The sequence below is a fragment of the Rhodopirellula halodulae genome, from assembly GCF_020966775.1.
GTDB lineage: Bacteria > Planctomycetota > Planctomycetia > Pirellulales > Pirellulaceae > Rhodopirellula > Rhodopirellula halodulae.
The window spans coordinates 558,834-579,079 of record NZ_JAJKFV010000011.1 but is presented as its reverse complement, the minus strand read 5'-3'; the positions used below and the strand labels follow the sequence as shown (position 1 = coordinate 579,079).

Genomic DNA, 20,246 nt, shown 5'->3' with positions numbered 1-20,246 from the left:
CTCTCCCTATTCAGCGACGCAGTCGCAGCCTGCACCAAGATTGTTTTTCAGTAACTGCGCCTTCAGCACGTCGCTACCAGCGGTCGCGATGACCTCGCCGGGCAAGACACCGGAGATGATTTCCGTGATGTCGCCGTTTTGGGCACCCAATCGAACCGAGCGGACGTGGAACAGCTTGTAGCTGTCGGGGCCGGAGAAATAATCCTTGTCGCGAACAAAGACGACTTGGCAACAGCCTTCCCAATGTGACGCTCCGGTCGGAATGACAATCGCATCGGCTTCCTCACGCAGGACGATCTCTCCCATGCCGAATGTCTCGTTTCGAAGCCGCCCGCCGTCATTGGCCAGAACCGCCCGCACTTCCAACATGCGAGTGTCTTGATCGGCCGATGTGTCGATCCAGTCCAGCACGCCTTCGACGACCTGACGACTGCCATCGGGTGCGAACCGGATGCGTTGCCCGATCGCCAATTGGTCCATGTTTTCCAGCGGCACGCTCAGTTGCAGCCACATCTGGCGAGTGTTACCGATTTGAAATAGCATCCGCGACGGATTGACCACCTCGCCCGGCGTCACGGTTCGCTCGATGACGATCCCATCCATCGGCGACGCAAGCGGTAGCAGATTGGCAGTGTCGCTTTGTGCGTCGAGTTGCGAGCGGATTGACGAAGGAATACCGATGAAACGCAATTCATCGAGCACCTGTTGTTCGTCCATTCCCCGAAGCCGTTTGACGTCAACCGGCAACCCCAGATTCCGCAACGATTGCTCCGCACTCAAGACATCCGCACGTGCTTTAGCCAGCGCCGCCTCTGCATCCAGAACTCTCGCCCCCGCAATCGCGCTTCGTGCCTTGGTCAAACGCGATACGTTCTGTTGTTGCAACTTCTCTTCGGCGAGCGAACGCAGCAGCGAGGTTTTTAATTCCCCGACTTCGACCGCGTCGACGACCACCAACACTTCGCCCTTGGAGACTTTGTCCCCCACATTCTTGAAAACTCTCCAAACGCTGCCCGGCACGCGAGACGCCAGTTTGGCTTGCCGCGTCGGGTCGTAGACAATTTCACCATTGCCAGAAATCGACTCCACAATCGGATGCCGCTCAACCAGTTCGACATCAACGCCCGCCTGCATCACAGCTTCAATCGACGCGAACTGAATCCGCGTTTGGTAGATCTTGCAGCCGCTGTTGTTTTCCTTGCGCGGGGCAATCGCCAACGCACGGGCCGCACGCTGCAAGTCCGCCGCAAGCTCGCCCCGCGATGGCGGCTGCTTGAGTTGCGCGACATCGGGATGATCCAGCACGCAGTTGTGAACGCCATGATCCGAACACCAACCGTAGTCCGGTCCTTTGGGCATCAACGTCGGATCGCACTCGACGCAAATGGACTCCGGCACCGCGTGTTCCTCACACCAATCATCGACAACCGGTTCGACTTCGCCGGTTAACGCGGCGAATTTGGGAATCCGCCAATCGTTGTGATGCCCATACCAAAACACGGCAGCGAAACCGGCCAGAACCAGCGTCGGTCCGATACTACCGAGCACGAACGAGATACCGCGGCGAACGGGACCGCGAGGTTTTGATTTCCCGTCCTGAGTAATTTCAGTTTTGGCGTCTGGAACCTTGTGTCCGTTGACGGACGGCTTCACGGGTTCTTGCCGAGGATTTTTTCTCGGCGCATGGGGAATCGGATGACTCATTGGAAAACCTTGCTGGCTAGAGACGGTGCAAGCAGCGCACGCAACAACCGCGAGCGCATACAACGACTAAAATCGCAGCCAACCAGAAGGGAGAACCCAAGCGCGAAAATCCGTAGCCGGAATTACAAACCGAGTTCGCCGGTCAGCAGACGAAGTGACCTAGTCGCGGCTCAGAGCAGCCAAGAAGAGTGCGCAACGCGCACCGAGCGACCCGTCAAGAGATTGAATGGACGTGGTTGATGCTCGAATCGAGAAACCAAGACCTCAGAGAGATCAAGCGACTCCAATTTCAGCGGAGCGAGATCCAAGGCGAGCTGAAAATCAGCAATCGTTCGGTGGTTCAGCTCAGGCGTGACCTGGCACTCACATCCCGTTTCGCAAGGGCAAGGCGATTCCACCGGTGGAACGCTATCGTCATCACAAGGCGCGTTCTGTTCACCAGAACAACCACAAGAATGATGCACAACTGCCACATCGCTCACAAAACGATCATCAGACCCACCCAGGCAAAACACCGGGCACGCGACAACTCGCAATGCGATAAACGATAGTAAAAGCAGCCGAAACATCGTGTCAGTTGGTTCTTCTTAATAGGTAGGCCATCAAAAAGATTGTAGGCTACAACTAGCCTTGCGACCAGTCCAGTTTATCGGCAAATGCTTGCCGCGTTGTTCTGTCATTCTTGCATGGCCAGCCGCAAATCAAGCAATTCGCATACCAACACGCCCACTTGGGAGTCTGATTAACCCAGCTTCACTCCCCATCTTCCCTCAAGCGTCCTTCGCAAAGCGTTCGTCTCGGATACCCAGCCGCAACTTCCACTCCATCGCACTGCAATACAAAACCGGCACGATAAACATCGTGATGATTGCGATGACCATGCCGCCGAAACTGGGGATCGCCATCGGCACCATAATGTCGCTGCCACGGCCGGTCGATGTCAGGATTGGAATCAATGCCAGGATTGTCGTCGCCGTGGTCATTAAACACGGTCGAACGCGTCTCATGCCGGCAGCCACAGTGGCTTCGCGAGCGTGCTGGGCGTTCTCGATGCGATCCTTGCGGAAGCTTTCGTCAAGGTACGATGCGATCACGACGCCATCGTCGCTGGCGATGCCGAACAGGGCCAAGAAGCCGACCCAAACGGCAACACTTAGGTTGATCGTTTTGACTTGGAACAGCTCACGCATGTTGGTGCCGAGTAAGCTGAAATCGAGGAACCATTCGGTCCCGTACAACCATAGCATGATGAAACCGCCCGCCCACGCGATCAGGATGCCACTGAAGACTAGCGATGTTGTGATGGCTGATTTGAATTGCAGGTACAGAATCAAGAAGATGATCCCGAGTGCGAGTGGTAACACGATTGCCAGCGTTTTTTGCGATCGGATTTGGTTTTCGTAGTTGCCTGCGAACGTGTAGGTGACTCCAGCGGGCAGCGTGAACTCGCCCGAGTCAATCTTCGATTGCAAAAATGCCTGAGCATCTTCGACAACGTCGACTTCCGCCTCACCGGGCTTCTTGTCGAATAGCACGTATCCGAGCAAGAACGTGTCTTCGCTCTTGATGACCTGCGGGCCGCGCGTGTAACGAATGTCTGCGAGTTGTCCGAGCGGAATCTGCGATCCCATCGGCGTTGGGACCAGAATCCGTTCGAGCGATTCGAGATCGTCCCGCAGTTCGCGGGCGTAACGAACTCGCACTGGGAAACGCTCACGGCCTTCGACTGTCTTCGTAATCTGCCGGCCGCCAATCGCAACCTCGATCACGTCCTGCACGCTGCGAATATGCAGTCCGTATCTCTTGATCGCATCGCGGTCGATGTCGATCTCCAAGTACGGCTTGCCGACGATGCGGTCAGCGATGACGGCTGACGATTGGACCGTTGGAATTTGCTTCAACAGCGATTCCAATTCCAAGGCAACCCGCTCGATCGTTTCCAGGTCCGGGCCTTTCACCTTCATCCCCATCGGCGCACGCATGCCGCTCTGCAGCATCACGATCCGAGCCGCGATCGGTTGCAGTTTAGGAGCGGACGTCGTGCCTGGAATCTGGGCCGCCGTCGTGATGGCTTGCCAAATGTCGTCAGGCGTGCGTATTTCGTCTCGCCATTGCCGGAACGGACGACCGGTGGGATCAAGGATCAGCTCACCGTCGTCGTCGCGGATATACTCGTTTGCTTCCGTGTCATAGCGGAAGTTCAGCCGGTGACCGTCTTCGTCGGTTTTGTATTCCGACTTGTAGGTGATGTAGGTTTCGATCATCGACACGGGTGCCGGATCAAGCGGAGTGTCGGCGCGACCAATCTTACCGACGACCGATTCGACTTCGGGGATCGAGACGAGCAGTTGGTTCTGCAACTGCAACACGTCCATCGCTTCACCGATCGAAGCGTGCGGCATCGTGGTGGGCATGTAGAGGAACGAGCCTTCGTCGAGCGGCGGCATGAATTCTTTGCCGAGTCCCGGTAGCACGTTGGTTGCTGTTCTCCAAGGACCGGACTCCCGAACAGTCGAATCTGAAATGCCAACCATCGAGAACGCCTTGGGAACGAAACCAAAGACCTTGTCGAAACCCAACCAAGCCGATCCACCGAACAACAGGATCGCAGTTGGCAAGCAGAGAAACGCGAGCTTGTGATTCAGGCACCAACGCAGGATCGGTTCGTACAGGAATCGTTGAAAGACAGTAAAGAAGCCGAGGATGCCGCCAATCAATCCGCCGACGAACAGCAAATTCAGTAGCAAACCTTTCTGCGGTCCCAGCGGCAACCACTCCTGCGTCAGCAGAACACCGACGACTATCGCCGCGAGTGCACTGGCCGCGTACGGTCCGAAACGGTGGTAACGCTCAGGAATCCGTTCTTCGTACAGTTTGTATGCGGACAGCACGATCAAGATTGCACCGACCCACCACGTCAACATCATCGACGCCGCAATACCGAGAATCAGTAACGCGAACCAAGCCCCACGACGCAAACTCTTTGACTCAATGCGCCCGCCCATCAACACGTGGGCGGCTGGCGGAATGATTGTCAGCGCCACAATGACGGATGCCGTGAGTGCAAACGTCTTGGTGAATGCGAGCGGACGAAACAGCTTTCCTTCCGCACCGATCATCGTGAATACTGGCAGAAAACTGACCACGGTCGTTGTCACGGCGGTCAGCACCGCACCGGCGACTTCGTGAGCCGCTTTGAAGATCACCGTCAACTTGTCGTCTTCGGGCGCAGCTTCATCCAGGTATTTGAGAATGTTCTCGGTGAGAATAATCCCCATATCGACCATCGTCCCGATCGCAATCGCGATGCCAGACAACGCCACGATGTTTGCGTCCACGCCAAACGTCTTCATGGCGATGAAGCACATCAAAACGGCCAGCGGTAGTAGCGCACTAATAAGAAATGAGCTGCGTAGGTGGACGACCATCACCAGGATCACGATGATTGTCACGAGGATTTCTTCAAACAGCGCTGTGTTCAACGTGCCCAGCGTCTCGTAGATCAACCCCGTGCGATCGTAGAAGGGCACGACCGCGACTTGACTGGTCGTAATCCATGTCGGCCACTGTTCTTGGGGCATGCCACGAAGATGCTTGACCCAGGCATCGCTACTGGCCGTCGCTCCCGTGATCGGTTCCAGGTCATGCCGGTCGGCGTAGAGATCAACTTCATCGGCCGACGTCTTTGTGTAATCGACAAGCACCTTCGTCGGCAGGCCCGGCGAAACTTCCTTGATACGCTGTTTGATGTTCTTGATCGCTGCCAGCGGGTTGTATCCGTAACGCACGACCGCGACTCCGCCGACGGCTTCCGCACCGGCCTTGTCGAGCGCACCACGCCGGAGAGCCGGCCCGAGTGACACGTTGGCTACGTCGGCCACCGTGATCGGCACGTTGTCCGTCACTTTTACGACCGTCTTCTCGATGTCTTCGATATCCTCGATGAAGCCGAGACCGCGGATGACGTATTCCGCCTTGTTCAGTTCGATCGTCCGAGCACCCACATCAACGTTCGTCATGCGAATCGACTCAAACACCTTCGCAAGCGTCACTCCAGCGGCCCGCATCGCATCGGGATCAACGTCGATTTGGTACTCCTGAACGAAGCCGCCGATCGACGCGACTTCGCTGATCCCTTCCGCTGAAGTCAACGAATAGCGAACGTAGTAGTCTTGAATCGTTCGCAGCTCTCGCAAGTCCCAACCGCCGGTCGGGTTGCCATCAGGATCGCGGCCCTCGAGCGTGTAAAGATAAATCTGCCCCAATGCTGTCGCGTCCGGTCCGAGAGTCGGTTGCACGCCATCGGGCAAGGTACCGGCGGGCAAGCTGTTCAGCTTTTCCAGCACTCGCGTTCGCGACCAATAGAAGTCTGCGTCTTCGCCGAAGATGATGTAAATCGACGAGAAGCCGAACATCGAATAGCTGCGGATCGTCTTGACTTCGGGAATGCCCAACAGCGCAACCGTCAACGGATAACCGATCTGGTCCTCGACGTCCTGTGGGCTGCGACCCATCCACTGCGTGAACACGATTTGTTGGTTCTCGCCAATGTCGGGAATCGCGTCGACGGGAACGGGATCGCGAGGCAACGCGCCGGTTTCCCAATCGAACGGCGCGACCATGACGCCCCAGCCCAGCGTCGCAATGACCAGCAACAGGACAACGAGCTTGTTGGTCAAGCAGAACCAGATCAGCCGGCCGAGGATCGAGCGTTTTGCGTATTCAATGGTTTCATCGTTGTCAGTCATGTTGAATTACTTGGCCTACAACTTTTCGACTTTGTCGGCACACTTCAGCATCGACGGGCCGTAGTACGGATTGCGAACTGCATCGTCGGACTGAATCCAAGATGCACCACGTCCCTCAAACGCCATCGGGCAATGCAGTTCGTAAAGAGCCGCGTCGGTGGGAAGGCCGAACATCCGCTCCAGGCTCAGCATCTGCTCAGACAGCAACGCGAATCCGCTCCGCAAGGCGGCGAGGTCGCTTGCTTTCTGCATTCTTGCGACGATCTCGGACAAGTCGCGTTTCTCTTTGTTCCACATTTCGACCGCTTTGGACTCAGAGACGATCGGCAGCAATGAAGCCAATCGCTGATGCAACGGCTCGACGGCTTGCTTCGCACCCTCCAGATCGTCGGCCGCGAGCGCCTTACCAAGTCCCAAATAAGGACCGACAAAGCCGTCTAATTGCTGGGTCACTTCTGGCGGAGCATCCATGTTCGCCATCGCTGGCATCTGCATTTCATCGTGAGACATCGGCAACGGGAATTGCGTCTTCATTTGATCGACGTGCTGGCGAGTCAACGCGAACACCCGATCGGCTTCACGCATGGAATTGGTCTCACGGCCTTCGGTGACGTCGTTCCGCAATAACATCGCAATCTCGAACCATTGCGGTCGCATGTCGGGGCCGATCAAGTCTGCTGGCAACGCCTCGACCGCTTTACCCAGTTCGTCGTAGCCGGCACGAATCTCTGCGAGGTTCGCTGCTTCGACCTTTTCTTGAATCGTTTTGTATTGCTCAACAATGCCTTGCATCGCATCACGTACCGCTGGCACCAACTCCATCGGACTCGCGTTCATCGTGACACCTTCGTCTGCCTTTGGCATTTCCATACCGCCGTGGTTGTGTCCACCGCCGCCGCCACCTTGAGGTGTCATCATCGAGGGCTTCGCAGAAATCTGCAGCGCACTGTCGAGCTTGAAGTTTCCGTTGGTCACAACGAGGTCGCCTTCGTTGAGACCGGACTTCACCAGATAGAATTCACCTGCTCGCGGACCGATCACAATCTCCCGACCTTCATAAGTCGGCTTGTCTGCGTCGGGAATCTGAACGTAGACGATCGCTCGTGTGCCGGTTAGCAACACCGCTGACGTCGGTACGATCAACGGCTTCGCAGCATCGGTCGGTTCCGCAGTGACATAGCCCAATGATTCGGCCCGTACCAATGGCATCCCGCAAATGTCGCAGTCGCCCGGTTGATCTTTCACGATCTCGGGATGCATCGGGCTGATCCACTTTCCAGCTAACGACGCATCAAGCACTCGGCCGCCCGCCGCGACGTTGCTCTTCACGATCGCCCGCACGAACATCTCCGGCTTCAGTCGGCCGTCATCGTTGCTGACGTTCACGCGAACCTTCACTGTTCGCGTATCTTCGTTCAACACCGGGTCGATGAACGCGATGCGTCCGTGAAAAACCTCGCCCGGATAAGCTTCGGTCGTGAACTCGACGTCTTGCCCGTATCGCAACCAAGCTAGGTCCGATTCGTAAGCATCCATTTGAACCCACAAGTGGTTCAAATCAGCGACAGTGTAGATGCGGTCGCCGGTCTGTACGCGATCACCTTCTTGTTTCAACTTGCCGACGACCACGCCGCCGACCGGCGAATAGATCGTTACGGTTTCGGATGACTTACCACGTTGCTCGATTGTCTGAATCTGTTCTGGCGTCAGTCCCAGCAACCGCAATTTCTCGCGAGCGGATTCGGCAAGATCGAGTGGTTCGATGAAACGCGATGAGCTTTGCGGCCGGTCCCGCCGAGTGGCGGCAAGCAACTCTTCCTGTGCGGTGTAGAGTGCCTCGCTGTAGATTTGCACCATGTGGTCGCCCTTGTTGACTTCGACGCCCGTATAGTCAACGAACATGCGTTCGAGCCTGCCGGGAACCCAAGCCGTGATGTGGGCAAGTCGTGTTTCGTCGTACTCGATCTTGCCCACCATCCGAACATCGGCCGTCACGTATTGCCGACGCACGGGGCTGACCTGAACGTTCATTAGGCTCTTGATCTCAGAGCTGATCGAAACGGTGCGAACACCGTCGGCCGATTCTCTGACCGGAACCAAGTCCATCCCGCAGATCGGACAACTGCCCGGACCATCGCGACGGATTTGCGGATGCATCGAACAAGTCCAAATCGACGGTTTCCCTTGCATGGCCTCCGAATTCGACGTACCGGAATTCGAGGACACATTCGGCTCATCCGAGCCGCCGCCAAACCAAGAAGCGACGAAGACACCGAGCAGCACAAACGCCACCGCTTGTGCAATCCAGAGTTTCCCGCGGTGTTGTTTGAAGAATTCGTTCATGAGTTCGCTTTAGGATTTGTCTAACCAGGTCACCAGCTTCGCCACTTCATCTTGGTCGCGAACACCGACGGCGGTGACGCTTCGAGTGCCTTGCTTCCAAGTTGCCGCGATGCTGGAATCGAGATCGACGAGGCAGCAATCTTTGTCGCCGCACGTTGCCATGCTTTGGCGGCGATCGCCAAACCAAGCCGTCTCTTCGTCGTCGTGTTCAAATAGAACCAACGTCGAACCGTCGTTGCGTTTGCAAACCGCCTTTACGCACGTGCAACAAGGCATTTTCAAGACGCTGGTTGATGCCAACGAATATCCCTCGGGCAATCCGCCCGAGACGATCGGTCGATAGCCGACCAACTTAACTGCTCCGTCCGCGTCGACTTTCTCACCGTCGTACTTGGTAAGCAGCATTCGTTCCGCTGCGTCTGGATCGCTGGGCAGCTTCTGCAAGTATTCGTCCATCACGCCAGCGAACTCGACCATGTGTTCGGCTGACATCTCACCATCAGGCGAATGTCCATCGGTGCCGTGCGTCGCCATCGCACCACTGCTGGCCATGTTGTGATTGTTGCCGCCGCCGTACCACAGACCTGCACCCAATAGAACCAAAACGGACGCGGCCATCGACACCAGCCCCGCGCCATACGGCGACTCGCGAATCCAAACGCTAAACCGTCGCGACAGTGTCACCGGCTCAACGGCCGTCGGCAATTCACGCTCAATTCGCTGCCACAGACTAGACGGCTTTGCTGGGATGGGCGTTTGAGCGAAATTCGACCCGATTGACCTGAACGAACTCAGCTCTGCCGCACACGATTCGCATGACTCAACGTGTTTCGCCACCGTTGCCGCTCGTCCAGCCGCAAGCTCGCCGTCGTGATAAGCCGACAGGTCTGGCTGCACAGTTTTGCAATCGTTGGTTGACATAACCCACTCATTCTCTGGGAGACGCTTCTGCTGATGTGTTTTTGATGCCCGAAGTACGTGTTTATTCACGCATTTCAGTGAATTTGCAGAATTCTTTCCGCACGGCGTGAAGAAAGCGACCGCCCAAGTATCCAAATGCACGTCAATCGAAAAATTCGCCCTCCTCATCCGCGAAGGCAAAACCCCATGCGACTCACGAAATTCATCCCGTTTCTACTCGGCGGGTTGCTCATTCTCGGCATTTTCGGCTGCAACTCGCCCGAATCCGATCCTGTGACGCCACCCGCGACTCCCGCCAGCGACACGGCCGAGGACCACGCAGACCATGACCATGGCGACCACGCCGATCACGATCACGGCGACCACGCCACCGCAGATTCCGATTCGCCAATGGCCAAGATGATGGCGGGCTTGAAAGAGCTATCGCCGGAAGATCACAAGTCCGCCATGGCCCAACACATGTGCCCCGTCAGCGGCGAGATGCTTGGAACGATGGGAGCCCCTGAAAAGGTCGATGTGAACGGCAAGTCAGTGTGGATTTGCTGCGACGGCTGCAAAGACAAGCTGCTCGCCGACCCAGACAAGTACCTCGCCAAGTTGAATCAGTAGCCCCACGTTCATCACCCTGTACCATCACTATTTTCAAAGAACTATTTCAATGAAACTTCGCATTCTCACTGCAATTGTCGCGGCCACACTGTTCGCGTCGCCCCAACTCGCGACCGCGCAGGACGTCCACTCCGGACACGACCACGCTGGGCACAGTCACGCCACTGCGGCAACTGGCCCGCACGGTGGCACTGTGCAAACCGTTGGCGACCGCCGCGTTGAAACCGTGATCGCCGACAAAGGCATCATGTTCATGATCCTTGGCAAGAACGACCAACCGATCGCCCCGCCCGACGCGACCGGCACACTGAAACTGCGAGTCGGCGACAGCGAAAAGGAATACGCCTACGAACTCAAAACGCTCAAAAACCTAGCAATCGGCGTCGGCATCGACCTGTCTAAAGTCGTCGATCGACCGTTGCACATCAACGTCGAGATCACCAACATCGGAAGCCAGCCTCTGGTCTTCCATGCGATGGGCAAACTCGCCAGCGGTAAGCTCTCTGACGAACTCCTCATCAGCCTTCAAGCCACGTGCCCCGTCAGCGGCCAACCGCTCGGCAGCATGGGCAAGCCACCCAAGATCACAATCGGTGACAAGTCACTCTTCGTCTGCTGTGCGGGCTGCACGAAGAAAGTCGAAGCCTCACCCGACCAGTACCTCACCAAGTACTACACCGCCAAAGGCGAACAAGTCCGCGAGGGCGTTTTCAAATCGACGCTTGCCGATGCTGCCGCAATCGCCGCACAGAAAACCTGTCCCGTGATGGACGAACCGCTGGGCGGCATGGGCGTCCCAGGCAAGGTCAATGTCAATGGAAAAGCTGTCTACATCTGCTGCCCCGGCTGTGCCAAAAAGTTGGTCGCCGAACCAGACAAATACCTAGCCGCCCTCAAAGCCAAGGGAATCACGCCACCGGCGTTCTAAATATGGCGTCAAACATCTTTCGCCGCCGGACCGACTGAGCGAATCAGATCGCTCCACATTTCACGCTGCTTGACCCAACACAGTTGCTTTGTAATCGGACGCAAGTTCCTTTCGTGAATTTTGGAACGCCCCGTCATTTCGCGGGGCAGGTAGAGCAACGCTTCTTGAATCTCGGGTGCGAGCAGCGATAGGCTCAGAATTTGAGTGAGACGGGGCTGCGAGACTTTGCCCAACTCGGCAAGTTCGATCGTGTCCTGTGCCTCGCCACGCCGCAGCATCTCGTCCATACGAATCGCGAGCGCCATCAAGCGAGAAATCCTGGGAACCTTTCCGCGCCTTTTCACCGGCGGTTCGTCGGCCGATTCCGCCTTCTTCTTGGCGGGTTTCTTCAGGTTCACGTTGACCTTACATTTGACCGTAATCATGAATTCGTCTCCTGTTGTTGTTCGGTCGCTTCGGCGGAAAAGGCTTTGATGCCCGCCGGGTGCATCGAAATCGAAAGCGAGCTTTCGTCTGCGTCGAATTCAATCCGACTGATCAGCAACGTCAGCACCGCCGACTTCTCGCGAGTGTTCAGCTCATTCCAGACGTTGCCAAAATCTGCAAAGGCGGCGTTCACATCACGCTCGTCGATCTGTTCCGCAGTCAAACGTTCGATCTCGCCGTTAACGATTTCAAGCGACTCGATAATGCCGGCGACCTCCTGGTGCAATGCGGCCAATCGCTCTGAATCGCCAGACCCGGCATCCGTCGAATTGCTCACATGTTTCATCTGCTCGTGCTGGTGATTCAACCGTTGGGTGAGCTGCGTTCGTTGGGTAGTCAACTCCGCCAACTCCGCTTCACAACGTTTGCTCGACTGTTCCAGCACATCGCGGCGCAAACCTGGATCATCCGCGATGCAGCGAATCTGGTCGACCACAGCGGCCTCGATATCAGCCGCTGGCAACGAGGGTGACGGACAATACTTCCGCCCGCGTTTGATTGCCGTCACACACGTGTAGTAGCGGTACACTTTCGACCGGCGGCGAGCGACGTTGTGAACCATTGAGTAGTTGCACGCCGGGCAATAGATCAAACCTTTCAACAACGCCTGATACTTGTTGACCAAGTGATTGCCGCCGCCGCGAGCGTGACTACGCATCATCGCCGCGACATCGTCGAACAACTTCTGGTCAATGATCGGCGTGTGCTCACCCTTGAACGTCTGCGTCTTATGCTTGATCCGACCAATGTAGGTTTGGTTGGTCAACATTGTGTGCAGCGACGATTTATCAAACGGCTTGCCGCCTCTCGTCTTTCCCGATTTCGTTTTCCAAGACTTCAAGCACCATCCACGACGGTCAAGTTCTTCGACCACCGGCGTCATCGACTCCATCTCGAGGTACAAGCCAAAAATACGCCGCACCTTCGCCGCCTCGTCCGCGTTGACCACCAACTTCGGGCTTGGCCCGGATCGGTCGACGTCGTAGCCCAGCACCGGGATACCGCCTGCCCATTTACCACGCCGTCGCTGAGCCGCGATCTTGTCGCGAATCCGCTCGCCGATGATCTCTCGCTCGAATTGTGCGAACGAAAGAAGAATATTCAACGTCAACCGACCCATCGAGTGCGTCGTATTGAACTGCTGCGTCACCGAAACGAACGACACGCCATGGTTGTCGAACGTTTCCATGATCTTCGAGAAGTCCAGCAAGCTACGACTCAATCGGTCGACCTTATACACGACCACGCAATCAATCTTGCCCGCCGCGATATCCTCCAGCAATCGTTTCATCGCGGGCCGGTCAACGTTGCCGCCCGAGTAGCCGCCATCGTCGTACCTCGTCGAAATGACCTTCCAGCCCTCTTGCGATTGACTGGCGATGAAGTTCTCGCCGGCTTCACGCTGGGCGTCCAACGAATTGAATTCTTGATCGAGTCCTTCCTCAGTCGACTTACGAGTGTAAATCGCGCACCGAATGATCCGCCGTTCAGATTCCGTTTTCTTTTTCATTTCTGTCTCCTTCCGAGCCGAAAGAAGAGGAATCCGTTGTAGCTGACCCCGGTGATCTCGCCAGCGACTTTCGACAACGAACGAAACCGTTTGCCCTCGTACTCAAATCCGTCCGTCAATACGAGCACCCGAACCATCTGGCCCTTGTATCGCCGCTCCAGAAAGCTGCCCGGCGGTGGCAAGCGAGGATCCCAGTCGACGTACCCATCTTCCTCCGGCGTGGCCCGACGAACGTTGTCCAGAACTTCTTCGCGTGGAGCCGTCATACGAAGATCCGATGTTGCCGCCAACTCTCGAGCCTTCTGCTTCGCTTCGTTGCTCAGCCCGCCTTCGTCCAACGCTTGCAGCCGCCAAGCGATTCGTCGCACCAAATACTTCTTGTGGCGACTGCGACAAACTTCATCAAACACTTCTTCGTAGAGCGATCGCAGTTCATTGACTGTCTTGTCCTCAAGCGCGGCAACCGCCAGTCGAGTTTCATCCGTCATCGGCTCACCTCCGTGTTAGCTTGCTCCGTTTCGGAGACGATCGACATATCATTTTTGTCGAGCGAATCGGAATCTTGTTCGACGTCAACTTGATTCGACTGGCGAGTGTAGATCGCACATTGCGTCGAAGATTGTTCTGCCTTGGTCCGGCATCGAGTCAATGCACGCGAAAGAATGGCAGCGATATTGCTGCGTCTTGCATCACTCATGAATGGGTACCTCTGTGAAAGAAGGAATGGATTCGGCCGCGGTCATCTGCCGCTCAGAAACCGCGTCCGTCACAGAGAGCCCTGGAAACCGACCCGCCTCAAGCCGTTTTCCCAAAGAGTCTTCAAGAGTTCCCGAAACAGCTTCCAGGCAAAACCGTTTCCATCGCCCCACACCGCGACCAAGCAACTCAGCCACAGCCCGTCGTCGCGCATCTGGCGACAACTCAGCCACATCAAAATCCGACTTACCCACACGCAACCCTTTGAAAGAACGACAAGCAACCGGGAGCAACCAAACGCTCCCTCCCCGGTTACCTATGCCGTCCTACCGTTCGCCTGCGCGCCAAAGTAGAATTCAAGCCAATCAAAAAAATATTCACCCCACCAAGGAACGGTAACGAACAAACCGATCCCCGAGATCGAGCAATTCCTAAGAGAAAATCACTACATAATCTGCCAAGTGTTCTGACCAACGGTTAGAATCCCACAAGAGTTTGAAAACCGCCGGTCGCCCACAACTTCAGTGAATTTGACTGCTGCACGTCATTCACGACCGAATCAAAAGCCGACATCGGATCATTCCGGCGTCGGCTTTTTTCGTTTCTCTGTTTCCGCGTTAACGCGAGTCGGGACCTTTTGAGAGCAACGGGTGGATCGCCCGCGAGAGTGGCGGGGGTTTGCGTTTTGGAACCATCTCTTGGAGGTTCCCAGAGCAGTTCTCTTTCGAGTCAAAGACATGCAAGTGAAAGACGCCATCTTCAACCGTCGGGCCGTGAAGCACTTCGACGCCAATCACAAAATGACCGCGGCGGAGGAGAAAGAACTGTTGGAAACGACGCTGCTGTCCCCCACCAGTTTCAACATCCAGCACTGGCGGTTTGTGATCTTGCGTGACCCAGACCTGAGGGCAAAGATCCGCACGGAGCATGGAAACGATCAGTCCCAAATGACCGACGCGTCGCTGCTGGTTCTCTTCACCGCCGACATGAAGGCGTGGAATAAGGAACCCTCACGCTACTTCGCCAACGCACCAAAGGAAGTCGCGGAGATGTTGGTGAGTTGGATGGGGCCGTTTCATGATGGACGCGAATGGTTGCAGCGTGACGAAGCTCAACGCTCCATCGGCATCGCGATGCAAACGATGATGCTGGCCGCTCAGGGCATGGGCTATCAGTCTTGCCCGATGATCGGCTTTGACATCGAAGCAGTTGCCAAACTGATCAACCTCCCCGACGACCACGTGATGGGGCCCATGGTCGCCATCGGAAAAGGCACCCAAGACCCGTGGCCCAAACCTGGCCAATTGCCTTTGGACGAAGTCACGCTCGAAAACAGTTTTTGATCTCTGCTCGAATGAGGGACGAACCTGGTCGTCAATCAAGCTGCAAGATTCTCGCTCGGTGAAGCTATTCGCGATCGTGTTGTATCGCAGACGTCGAAGTCACGATGCTGGTGGGTGATATGGGTTGTCCGGGTGAAGACTTTCTCCTCTTTCCTTCACCGGTTCGGTTTCAACTGCAGGCGTAGTAATAGAAATCGCTGCTGAGGACGCCTTGTCTTTCGAGGCCCGGATGACGAACAAGATCAGTGCGGCGATGCCGAATATTAGGAACGCCTGAAAACCGTAGATCAAAGGGCCTAAAGCACGATTGGCGCCGTCGATGGTCAGTGCTTCGTAGCCTTCGGGTGTCATCTGTTCCGGATGTGTGTCTGCCCAGTCACCTCTGATTCGCCACTTTTCATGAATTTCTGAAGCCGACCAATAGGTTGCTAGGATGGCCAATCCAAAGATGACAGCCAGCTTTAGCAAACGGCGGAACGCATCATTCCGAATGACCGATAATATGATGAGCATGCAAACGCCGCTGCCAACCACCACTGGGTAGCCCCAGGAGTAAGCGTTGTCCCGGGATGATTCCCAGATTTGCTCAAATGAGTTCATCAACGACGTCTCCTATCCGGGGATGTCCGAATCAGTCAATCCCTGCGTCAGAGAACCACTGATCTGAATGGAATGGCCAAAAAAAATGTCGCCGTCGTCGTGCCAAAACTCGAACTCACCGTCCGGTTTGATCGTGATTGAGTTCAGCGACATCCGTTGGAGGAATTCATCTGCATCCAACTTCTGTCCCTTTTCTTGCCAATCGTTTGCAAGCTCTAGTTTCTCGGCGACAGCGAACGCGTTGATTTTCTCTTGCCATTCGGCTGCGTTTGCGAAAAGTGTTTCCGCGGTTTCGAGTTGGTTGGTGATGTCTAAATCCTCGTCGGTCTCAAGCGAGATTTCGACTTCCTGACTGTTCCAATTCGCGACACCTTCGAACCAATGGATGCTGCGATTCAAAGTCAGTTCACCGAACCTTTCCGTTTGCAACACGACTGGACGCGCGAGTTCAATTGCGATCGCTTCCAGTTCGTCGTCCTTGATGTTCTCTTCGACGATTTTGGACACGATTGCACGGGTTTGGTCGACCGACAACAAGACTTCAAAACGGTGCAACGTGCCCGCTTGAAAGTCACCGAAATACGATGCTGTCTCTGGCACTGGCCGAAGCAGGAGTAAGGTTTCGTTTCGCACCGATTGTCCTGTCCTCCGCCATGCCGCCATGGTGAACGAGTGAACGGTGTAGCGACCTTCCCCAGGCCAGCCGCCTTGGCCTGATTCTGAAATGAGGCCGTCAATTTCAATCAACCCGGACGTGTATTCACAGTCTGCCACATCAACTGTTGAAAGTTCTTCACCCGTCGGTGGCTCGTACGACTCACTCATTGGGAGGCCAGTTTTCTATGTGGATTGAGATTTGAATCGAGACAGCTTGAACCGCAAGCAACGTCGGTTCGAAGATCCCATTGCCTCGGATCTTCACAGGCATTCGAAACGATCGCCGCTTGCTGCTCGGCTGTGAAGCGAGACGGCATGACCGGTCGAGGCAGGTCAGCCAACAGTGTTTCAATCTGTCTCTTGAGTTCTCGTAACGACTCGGAGCATTCGACGGAGATCAATCGTTGCCAATTGTCCCGCCATCGCTTGCGGCAGACGCTGACTTGTTGTGGATTTAGATCAACCTGCTCGCTGATCGGTTCGTTGTTGAGATGCTTGGATGTCGACAAGACGGTCTTTGCTTGTTGAAAAAGTTGCACCGGCGCAGTGCGTTTCTCGGATGGATCGGGAAACACATCGTCCAGCATTCTCGGATCGGTGTAGAGGACTCTGCCAATCTCGTACGCGTGAAGATGAGAAGTGGTCCAACATATCGCAGTTTGGATGGCTTCGTGAAAATTGGCGAGCTTTACGTCGAGGGTTTCAACGCGTCCGCGATTTTTGATTCGGCGGGCGGCAAACCGAATCCCTCGGTGTAGGCCAGTATGAACGAAAGGTAGCGACCTTGAGTGGGAGCGAAACTCGACATAGTTATTCTTTGGCTCCATTGGGTGACGCTGTCACTCGCTGAACTTTTGGTGTAAGTCAATCAGCGGTCCATAGTTTCGCGAGTCAGTTGCTTTGATTGCAGCAATGTACTCGTCGCGAATCGGACTCTCTTTGTTTCGCAAGTCGGTCGCCGGCCAGAGTGTTGCTGGTTGGTCATGTTGCATCAGCCAGATGTTTGCCAATAGTCGAGCCCATCGACCATTGCCATCTTCAAAGGGATGAACCCAAACCACGCGATGATGAAACTCAGCGGCGGTTGCGATCACGAGAGCGCCCGTTTCGTTGTGTCTTTTGTCGGACTCCATCGAAATAACGCCGAGTTCCGCGGCGATGATATTGGGGCTCACTCCGATGTTCTTTTCAGTCGATCGGATCTCGCCTCCCAGCTCCAAATTGAACCAAGCATTTCCTGATGGAGTCCTAGAAGCCAGTCAAAATTGAACGACGCGATCTTCCGGGATGGTTTCGATAGGAGGTATTTCTCCGTTACGCGAAGGATCGATGCAAACTCGACTTCGGTGAGCTCGCGCCTTGTCTTGACCGTCTTGAGCTTGAGCCCTGATCCATCAAACGGCGCGTCGTCATCCTTCCCGCTCGAACCAAGCCCCGTACTCTCGCCACTACCAGCATTCATGACGCCCACAGTTTTCGACTGGACGAAACAATGCGAGCTTTTGCTTCTTCGAGATGCGATTGAGCCGAAGCCTGCGAGACAGCTTGTGACTCGAGAGCCACATTACCCTGCGTGAGTGCAATCAAACGTTTGGCTTTTGCAGTCGCAATCTGGTCTCGGAATTGCTCAGCAGGAATCTCTGTTAGATCGAAAGAGATGCCCAACGCGAGCAGAATGGCCTGCAACTTTGCGAAAGAGAATTCTTGGTCCTCACCACCGAGAATCCGAATGACCGTGGCCTGCGAAACACCGCTGCGACGCGCAAGATCCGAAACAGAGATGTCGAGGTCTCGTTTTCGTTCTTGAATGCGGGCGACGATTTCTGGAAGGCTCATGGCGACAGGTCCGCGTCATATGGAGGAGCTGATTCGCAAATTGGGCAGGAAACCGCAACTCATCGATAGCTCTTTAATTGTTTCATTTGTGATACAAAAATCAATTGGTTTTTTGCTCGGTAGCGACGGTACGCCTTGCAAAAGACGACGAAAACGCGATGCGACTCAAGTGGGAACAAGAACGGCCCGAAATTGGGCCCGCCGATCCCCGCGCAAGCACCATCCCCGCAAGAAAGTGGAGGAGAGTCGGTTTGAGGGAGGTGTGGTTTGTTCAACTTCAGAGAATTTGACAGCTACACGTCATTCACGACCGAATCAAAAGCCGACACTGGATCATTCCGGCGTCGGCTTTTTCGTGCCTGGTATCCGCGTCAACGTGAGTTGGATTCTTTTGTTAGCAACGCAGTTGCTGAAAAGGCAACGCGTGAGTTGCCTTTGGGGAGATTGAAACAGGCGATGATGGATTGCTGTTTGGCGTGCCAGGTTCCCGCCGTCAGTGCTGCGGGGGATGCGACTTCTTGAAGCATGGTTTGCTCTTCGCCTTGTTGGATGGCGACCGGGCCAGTTGCGCCATTGATTTCGATGGTGAAATCGTTCGTCGCGAATGGGGCTTTCAAATTTAGGCCGTTGTCAGTTGACTCAATTTGGGTCAGTTCTTTCGCGGCCCAATAGCGTCCAATTTCACTGACCTTCATCCACATGGTCTCATTGGCGAATCTTGAGGCCAAGGAAACAACGACTCGCTTGAACGCATCGAAACCTTCTTCACTGCCGTTGCTGTACATCCCCGGCCAGTGACAGAGCATCACCGCGGGTTGGCGTCGCTCAATCAGTTCGACCATACGGCCGGAGGTCGCGTCTTGGTTGCAGTAGCGATCTGGTTCCGACAACACATCGCCTTGCCAACCACCGAACCAATCGCCCGTTCCAGCAGGAACATTGACGGTGACGCGTACATCATCGGTTCCGGCGTTTCTTAAATGTTCGAGCCTTGGTTCGGTGCTTTGGTCATCGGACACGACGTACTTGAAGTAGTGAGGTAACTCGACGCCGTACACATCGCGAACAGCTTGGTCGACCGCGATGGGAAGTTCAGCCTTCATCGCATTGCCAAAACCACCGGGAGTTGTGATGCCTTCGCAAGGCAAGTCGCAGTTTTTCAAGATGCGTAACGCGTAGGCCAGGTAAGAGGCCAAGTGATCAACGCTGATCTTTCGTTGCGGGAACGAGTTTTCCATGGTGGCTGAGCTGATCTCGTCCATTGGTCTGCCCGTTTTGAGGTCGATCACTCGGGTGTGTGTGAGCATCTCGGGATGAATGTCCCAGTGAGGCACCATCCATTCTCGAACGGTTTTCAGACTGGATTGCAGCTCAGTCCGTGACCAGCCCGGCAGTTCCCTGTCGAGCCATCCCACACAAGCCGGATACGGCACGATGCTGTATTTGCCTTTGACGCCGTGTTGCATGCACCACTGACCAAACCGGCGAACGAAGGTGTCGGGGATCTCGCGCGGCCAAGCCCTCCAGGGCTTTTGGTACTCCGAGCGTTTCGGCCAAGCCGTGGCAAACTGTGGATTGCAAAAGTGCCCCATGTTCACCAAGCAAGTCGAGTCATCGATGATGAATGACAACGGCACGCGATTGCGTGGCAGAAGGATCTTCACCCCTTCAGAGCGAATCAGTTGCAACGGGTTGGCAGCGAGGCTGGCTGATTTCGCAGAAGCAAGAAGCGATGCGGCGCCCCAGGCCGAAGCCTGGATGAACTGCCGGCGGTCTCGGGTATCGGACTGAGGTTGCAACTTCATTGCCTGCACCGCCTGTTGTTTCGAAGCTGAGACCGCGAGTAGGTGAGCCATACCGAACGT

The 20,246-nt window shown here is 55.5% G+C and carries 15 protein-coding genes; 3 read left to right on the top strand and 12 right to left on the bottom strand.

The annotated features are described in order from the left end of the window. Positions 1-6: 6 nt before the first annotated feature. The 4 genes from LOC70_RS10775 to LOC70_RS10760 form a co-directional block, all read right to left on the bottom strand. Entirely contained in the window at positions 7-1,704 is a 1,698-nt protein-coding gene (locus tag LOC70_RS10775; RefSeq protein WP_206036134.1) for an efflux RND transporter periplasmic adaptor subunit, read from the bottom strand. Positions 1,705-2,474: 770 nt separating this feature from the next. Continuing rightward, positions 2,475-6,452 carry an efflux RND transporter permease subunit gene (locus LOC70_RS10770; protein ID WP_230253598.1) on the bottom strand — a complete coding sequence of 1,326 codons (3,978 nt, stop codon included), beginning with the start codon at positions 6,450-6,452 and terminating at the stop codon, positions 2,475-2,477. A 15-nt stretch (positions 6,453-6,467) separates the two neighbouring features. Beyond that, positions 6,468-8,795, bottom strand: coding sequence for an efflux RND transporter periplasmic adaptor subunit (locus LOC70_RS10765; protein WP_145295168.1), 2,328 nt, complete (start codon positions 8,793-8,795; stop codon positions 6,468-6,470). A 9-nt stretch (positions 8,796-8,804) separates the two neighbouring features. Beyond that, positions 8,805-9,716 carry an anti-sigma factor family protein gene (locus tag LOC70_RS10760; RefSeq protein ID WP_146414935.1) on the bottom strand — a complete coding sequence of 304 codons (912 nt, stop codon included), beginning with the start codon at positions 9,714-9,716 and terminating at the stop codon, positions 8,805-8,807. A 186-nt stretch (positions 9,717-9,902) separates the two neighbouring features. Between LOC70_RS10760 and LOC70_RS10755 the strand changes: the two genes are divergently transcribed. Together LOC70_RS10755 and LOC70_RS10750 are read left to right on the top strand one after the other, a co-directional pair. Then, the gene (locus LOC70_RS10755; RefSeq protein ID WP_145304739.1) at positions 9,903-10,325 is read left to right on the top strand and encodes a hypothetical protein; all 423 of its coding nucleotides are present in this window, start codon (positions 9,903-9,905) and stop codon (positions 10,323-10,325) included. 49 nt (positions 10,326-10,374) lie between these two features. Then, positions 10,375-11,253, top strand: a complete 879-nt coding sequence (locus tag LOC70_RS10750) for a hypothetical protein (protein WP_145295173.1) — start codon at positions 10,375-10,377, stop codon at positions 11,251-11,253. Between the two features lie 8 nt (positions 11,254-11,261). Here LOC70_RS10750 and LOC70_RS10745 read toward each other — a convergent pair whose 3' ends face one another. The 3 genes from LOC70_RS10745 to LOC70_RS10735 are packed head-to-tail and all read right to left on the bottom strand — an operon-like array spanning position 11,262 to position 13,737. Further along, positions 11,262-11,678, bottom strand: coding sequence for a hypothetical protein (locus tag LOC70_RS10745; RefSeq protein WP_196784637.1), 417 nt, complete (start codon positions 11,676-11,678; stop codon positions 11,262-11,264). Continuing rightward, positions 11,675-13,249 carry a recombinase family protein gene (locus tag LOC70_RS10740; protein WP_145295175.1) on the bottom strand — a complete coding sequence of 525 codons (1,575 nt, stop codon included), beginning with the start codon at positions 13,247-13,249 and terminating at the stop codon, positions 11,675-11,677. The genes LOC70_RS10745 and LOC70_RS10740 overlap by 4 nt, the downstream gene beginning before the upstream one ends. Further along, positions 13,246-13,737 (bottom strand): DUF2924 domain-containing protein, encoded by a 492-nt coding sequence (locus LOC70_RS10735; protein ID WP_145295178.1) that lies wholly within the window; start codon positions 13,735-13,737, stop codon positions 13,246-13,248. Before LOC70_RS10735 ends, LOC70_RS10740 begins: the two co-directional genes overlap by 4 nt. A 945-nt stretch (positions 13,738-14,682) precedes the next feature. Between LOC70_RS10735 and LOC70_RS10730 the strand changes: the two genes are divergently transcribed. Further along, a complete protein-coding gene (locus LOC70_RS10730) occupies positions 14,683-15,288 on the top strand; it encodes a nitroreductase family protein (protein WP_230253597.1) in 606 nt (201 codons plus the stop codon). A 99-nt stretch (positions 15,289-15,387) separates the two neighbouring features. Here LOC70_RS10730 and LOC70_RS10725 read toward each other — a convergent pair whose 3' ends face one another. The 5 genes from LOC70_RS10725 to LOC70_RS10705 form a co-directional block, all read right to left on the bottom strand. Beyond that, positions 15,388-15,888 carry a hypothetical protein gene (locus LOC70_RS10725; RefSeq protein ID WP_230253596.1) on the bottom strand — a complete coding sequence of 167 codons (501 nt, stop codon included), beginning with the start codon at positions 15,886-15,888 and terminating at the stop codon, positions 15,388-15,390. A 12-nt stretch (positions 15,889-15,900) separates the two neighbouring features. Beyond that, positions 15,901-16,713, bottom strand: a complete 813-nt coding sequence (locus tag LOC70_RS10720; protein WP_230253595.1) for a DUF2262 domain-containing protein — start codon at positions 16,711-16,713, stop codon at positions 15,901-15,903. A gap of 671 nt (positions 16,714-17,384) precedes the next feature. Continuing rightward, positions 17,385-17,720, bottom strand: a complete 336-nt coding sequence (locus tag LOC70_RS10715; protein WP_230253594.1) for a Fic family protein — start codon at positions 17,718-17,720, stop codon at positions 17,385-17,387. Positions 17,721-18,003: 283 nt separating this feature from the next. Further along, on the bottom strand, positions 18,004-18,381 hold the full coding sequence (locus LOC70_RS10710; protein WP_230253593.1) for a helix-turn-helix domain-containing protein: 378 nt from the start codon (positions 18,379-18,381) through the stop codon (positions 18,004-18,006). A 371-nt stretch (positions 18,382-18,752) separates the two neighbouring features. Further along, on the bottom strand, positions 18,753-20,186 hold the full coding sequence (locus tag LOC70_RS10705; RefSeq protein ID WP_230253658.1) for a hypothetical protein: 1,434 nt from the start codon (positions 20,184-20,186) through the stop codon (positions 18,753-18,755). Positions 20,187-20,246 lie beyond the last annotated feature (60 nt).

What these genes read in the sequence shown, in the direction of transcription:
- LOC70_RS10775 (WP_206036134.1), bottom strand. Translation starts at nt 1,704, where the DNA reads ATGAGTCATCCGATTCCCCATGCGCCGAGAAAAAATCCTCGGCAAGAA.
- LOC70_RS10770 (WP_230253598.1), bottom strand. Translation starts at nt 6,452, where the DNA reads ATGACTGACAACGATGAAACCATTGAATACGCAAAACGCTCGATCCTC.
- LOC70_RS10765 (WP_145295168.1), bottom strand. Translation starts at nt 8,795, where the DNA reads ATGAACGAATTCTTCAAACAACACCGCGGGAAACTCTGGATTGCACAA.
- LOC70_RS10760 (WP_146414935.1), bottom strand. Translation starts at nt 9,716, where the DNA reads ATGTCAACCAACGATTGCAAAACTGTGCAGCCAGACCTGTCGGCTTAT.
- LOC70_RS10755 (WP_145304739.1), top strand. Translation starts at nt 9,903, where the DNA reads ATGCGACTCACGAAATTCATCCCGTTTCTACTCGGCGGGTTGCTCATT.
- LOC70_RS10750 (WP_145295173.1), top strand. Translation starts at nt 10,375, where the DNA reads ATGAAACTTCGCATTCTCACTGCAATTGTCGCGGCCACACTGTTCGCG.
- LOC70_RS10745 (WP_196784637.1), bottom strand. Translation starts at nt 11,678, where the DNA reads ATGATTACGGTCAAATGTAAGGTCAACGTGAACCTGAAGAAACCCGCC.
- LOC70_RS10740 (WP_145295175.1), bottom strand. Translation starts at nt 13,249, where the DNA reads ATGAAAAAGAAAACGGAATCTGAACGGCGGATCATTCGGTGCGCGATT.
- LOC70_RS10735 (WP_145295178.1), bottom strand. Translation starts at nt 13,737, where the DNA reads ATGACGGATGAAACTCGACTGGCGGTTGCCGCGCTTGAGGACAAGACA.
- LOC70_RS10730 (WP_230253597.1), top strand. Translation starts at nt 14,683, where the DNA reads ATGCAAGTGAAAGACGCCATCTTCAACCGTCGGGCCGTGAAGCACTTC.
- LOC70_RS10725 (WP_230253596.1), bottom strand. Translation starts at nt 15,888, where the DNA reads ATGAACTCATTTGAGCAAATCTGGGAATCATCCCGGGACAACGCTTAC.
- LOC70_RS10720 (WP_230253595.1), bottom strand. Translation starts at nt 16,713, where the DNA reads ATGAGTGAGTCGTACGAGCCACCGACGGGTGAAGAACTTTCAACAGTT.
- LOC70_RS10710 (WP_230253593.1), bottom strand. Translation starts at nt 18,381, where the DNA reads ATGAGCCTTCCAGAAATCGTCGCCCGCATTCAAGAACGAAAACGAGAC.
- LOC70_RS10705 (WP_230253658.1), bottom strand. Translation starts at nt 20,186, where the DNA reads ATGAAGTTGCAACCTCAGTCCGATACCCGAGACCGCCGGCAGTTCATC.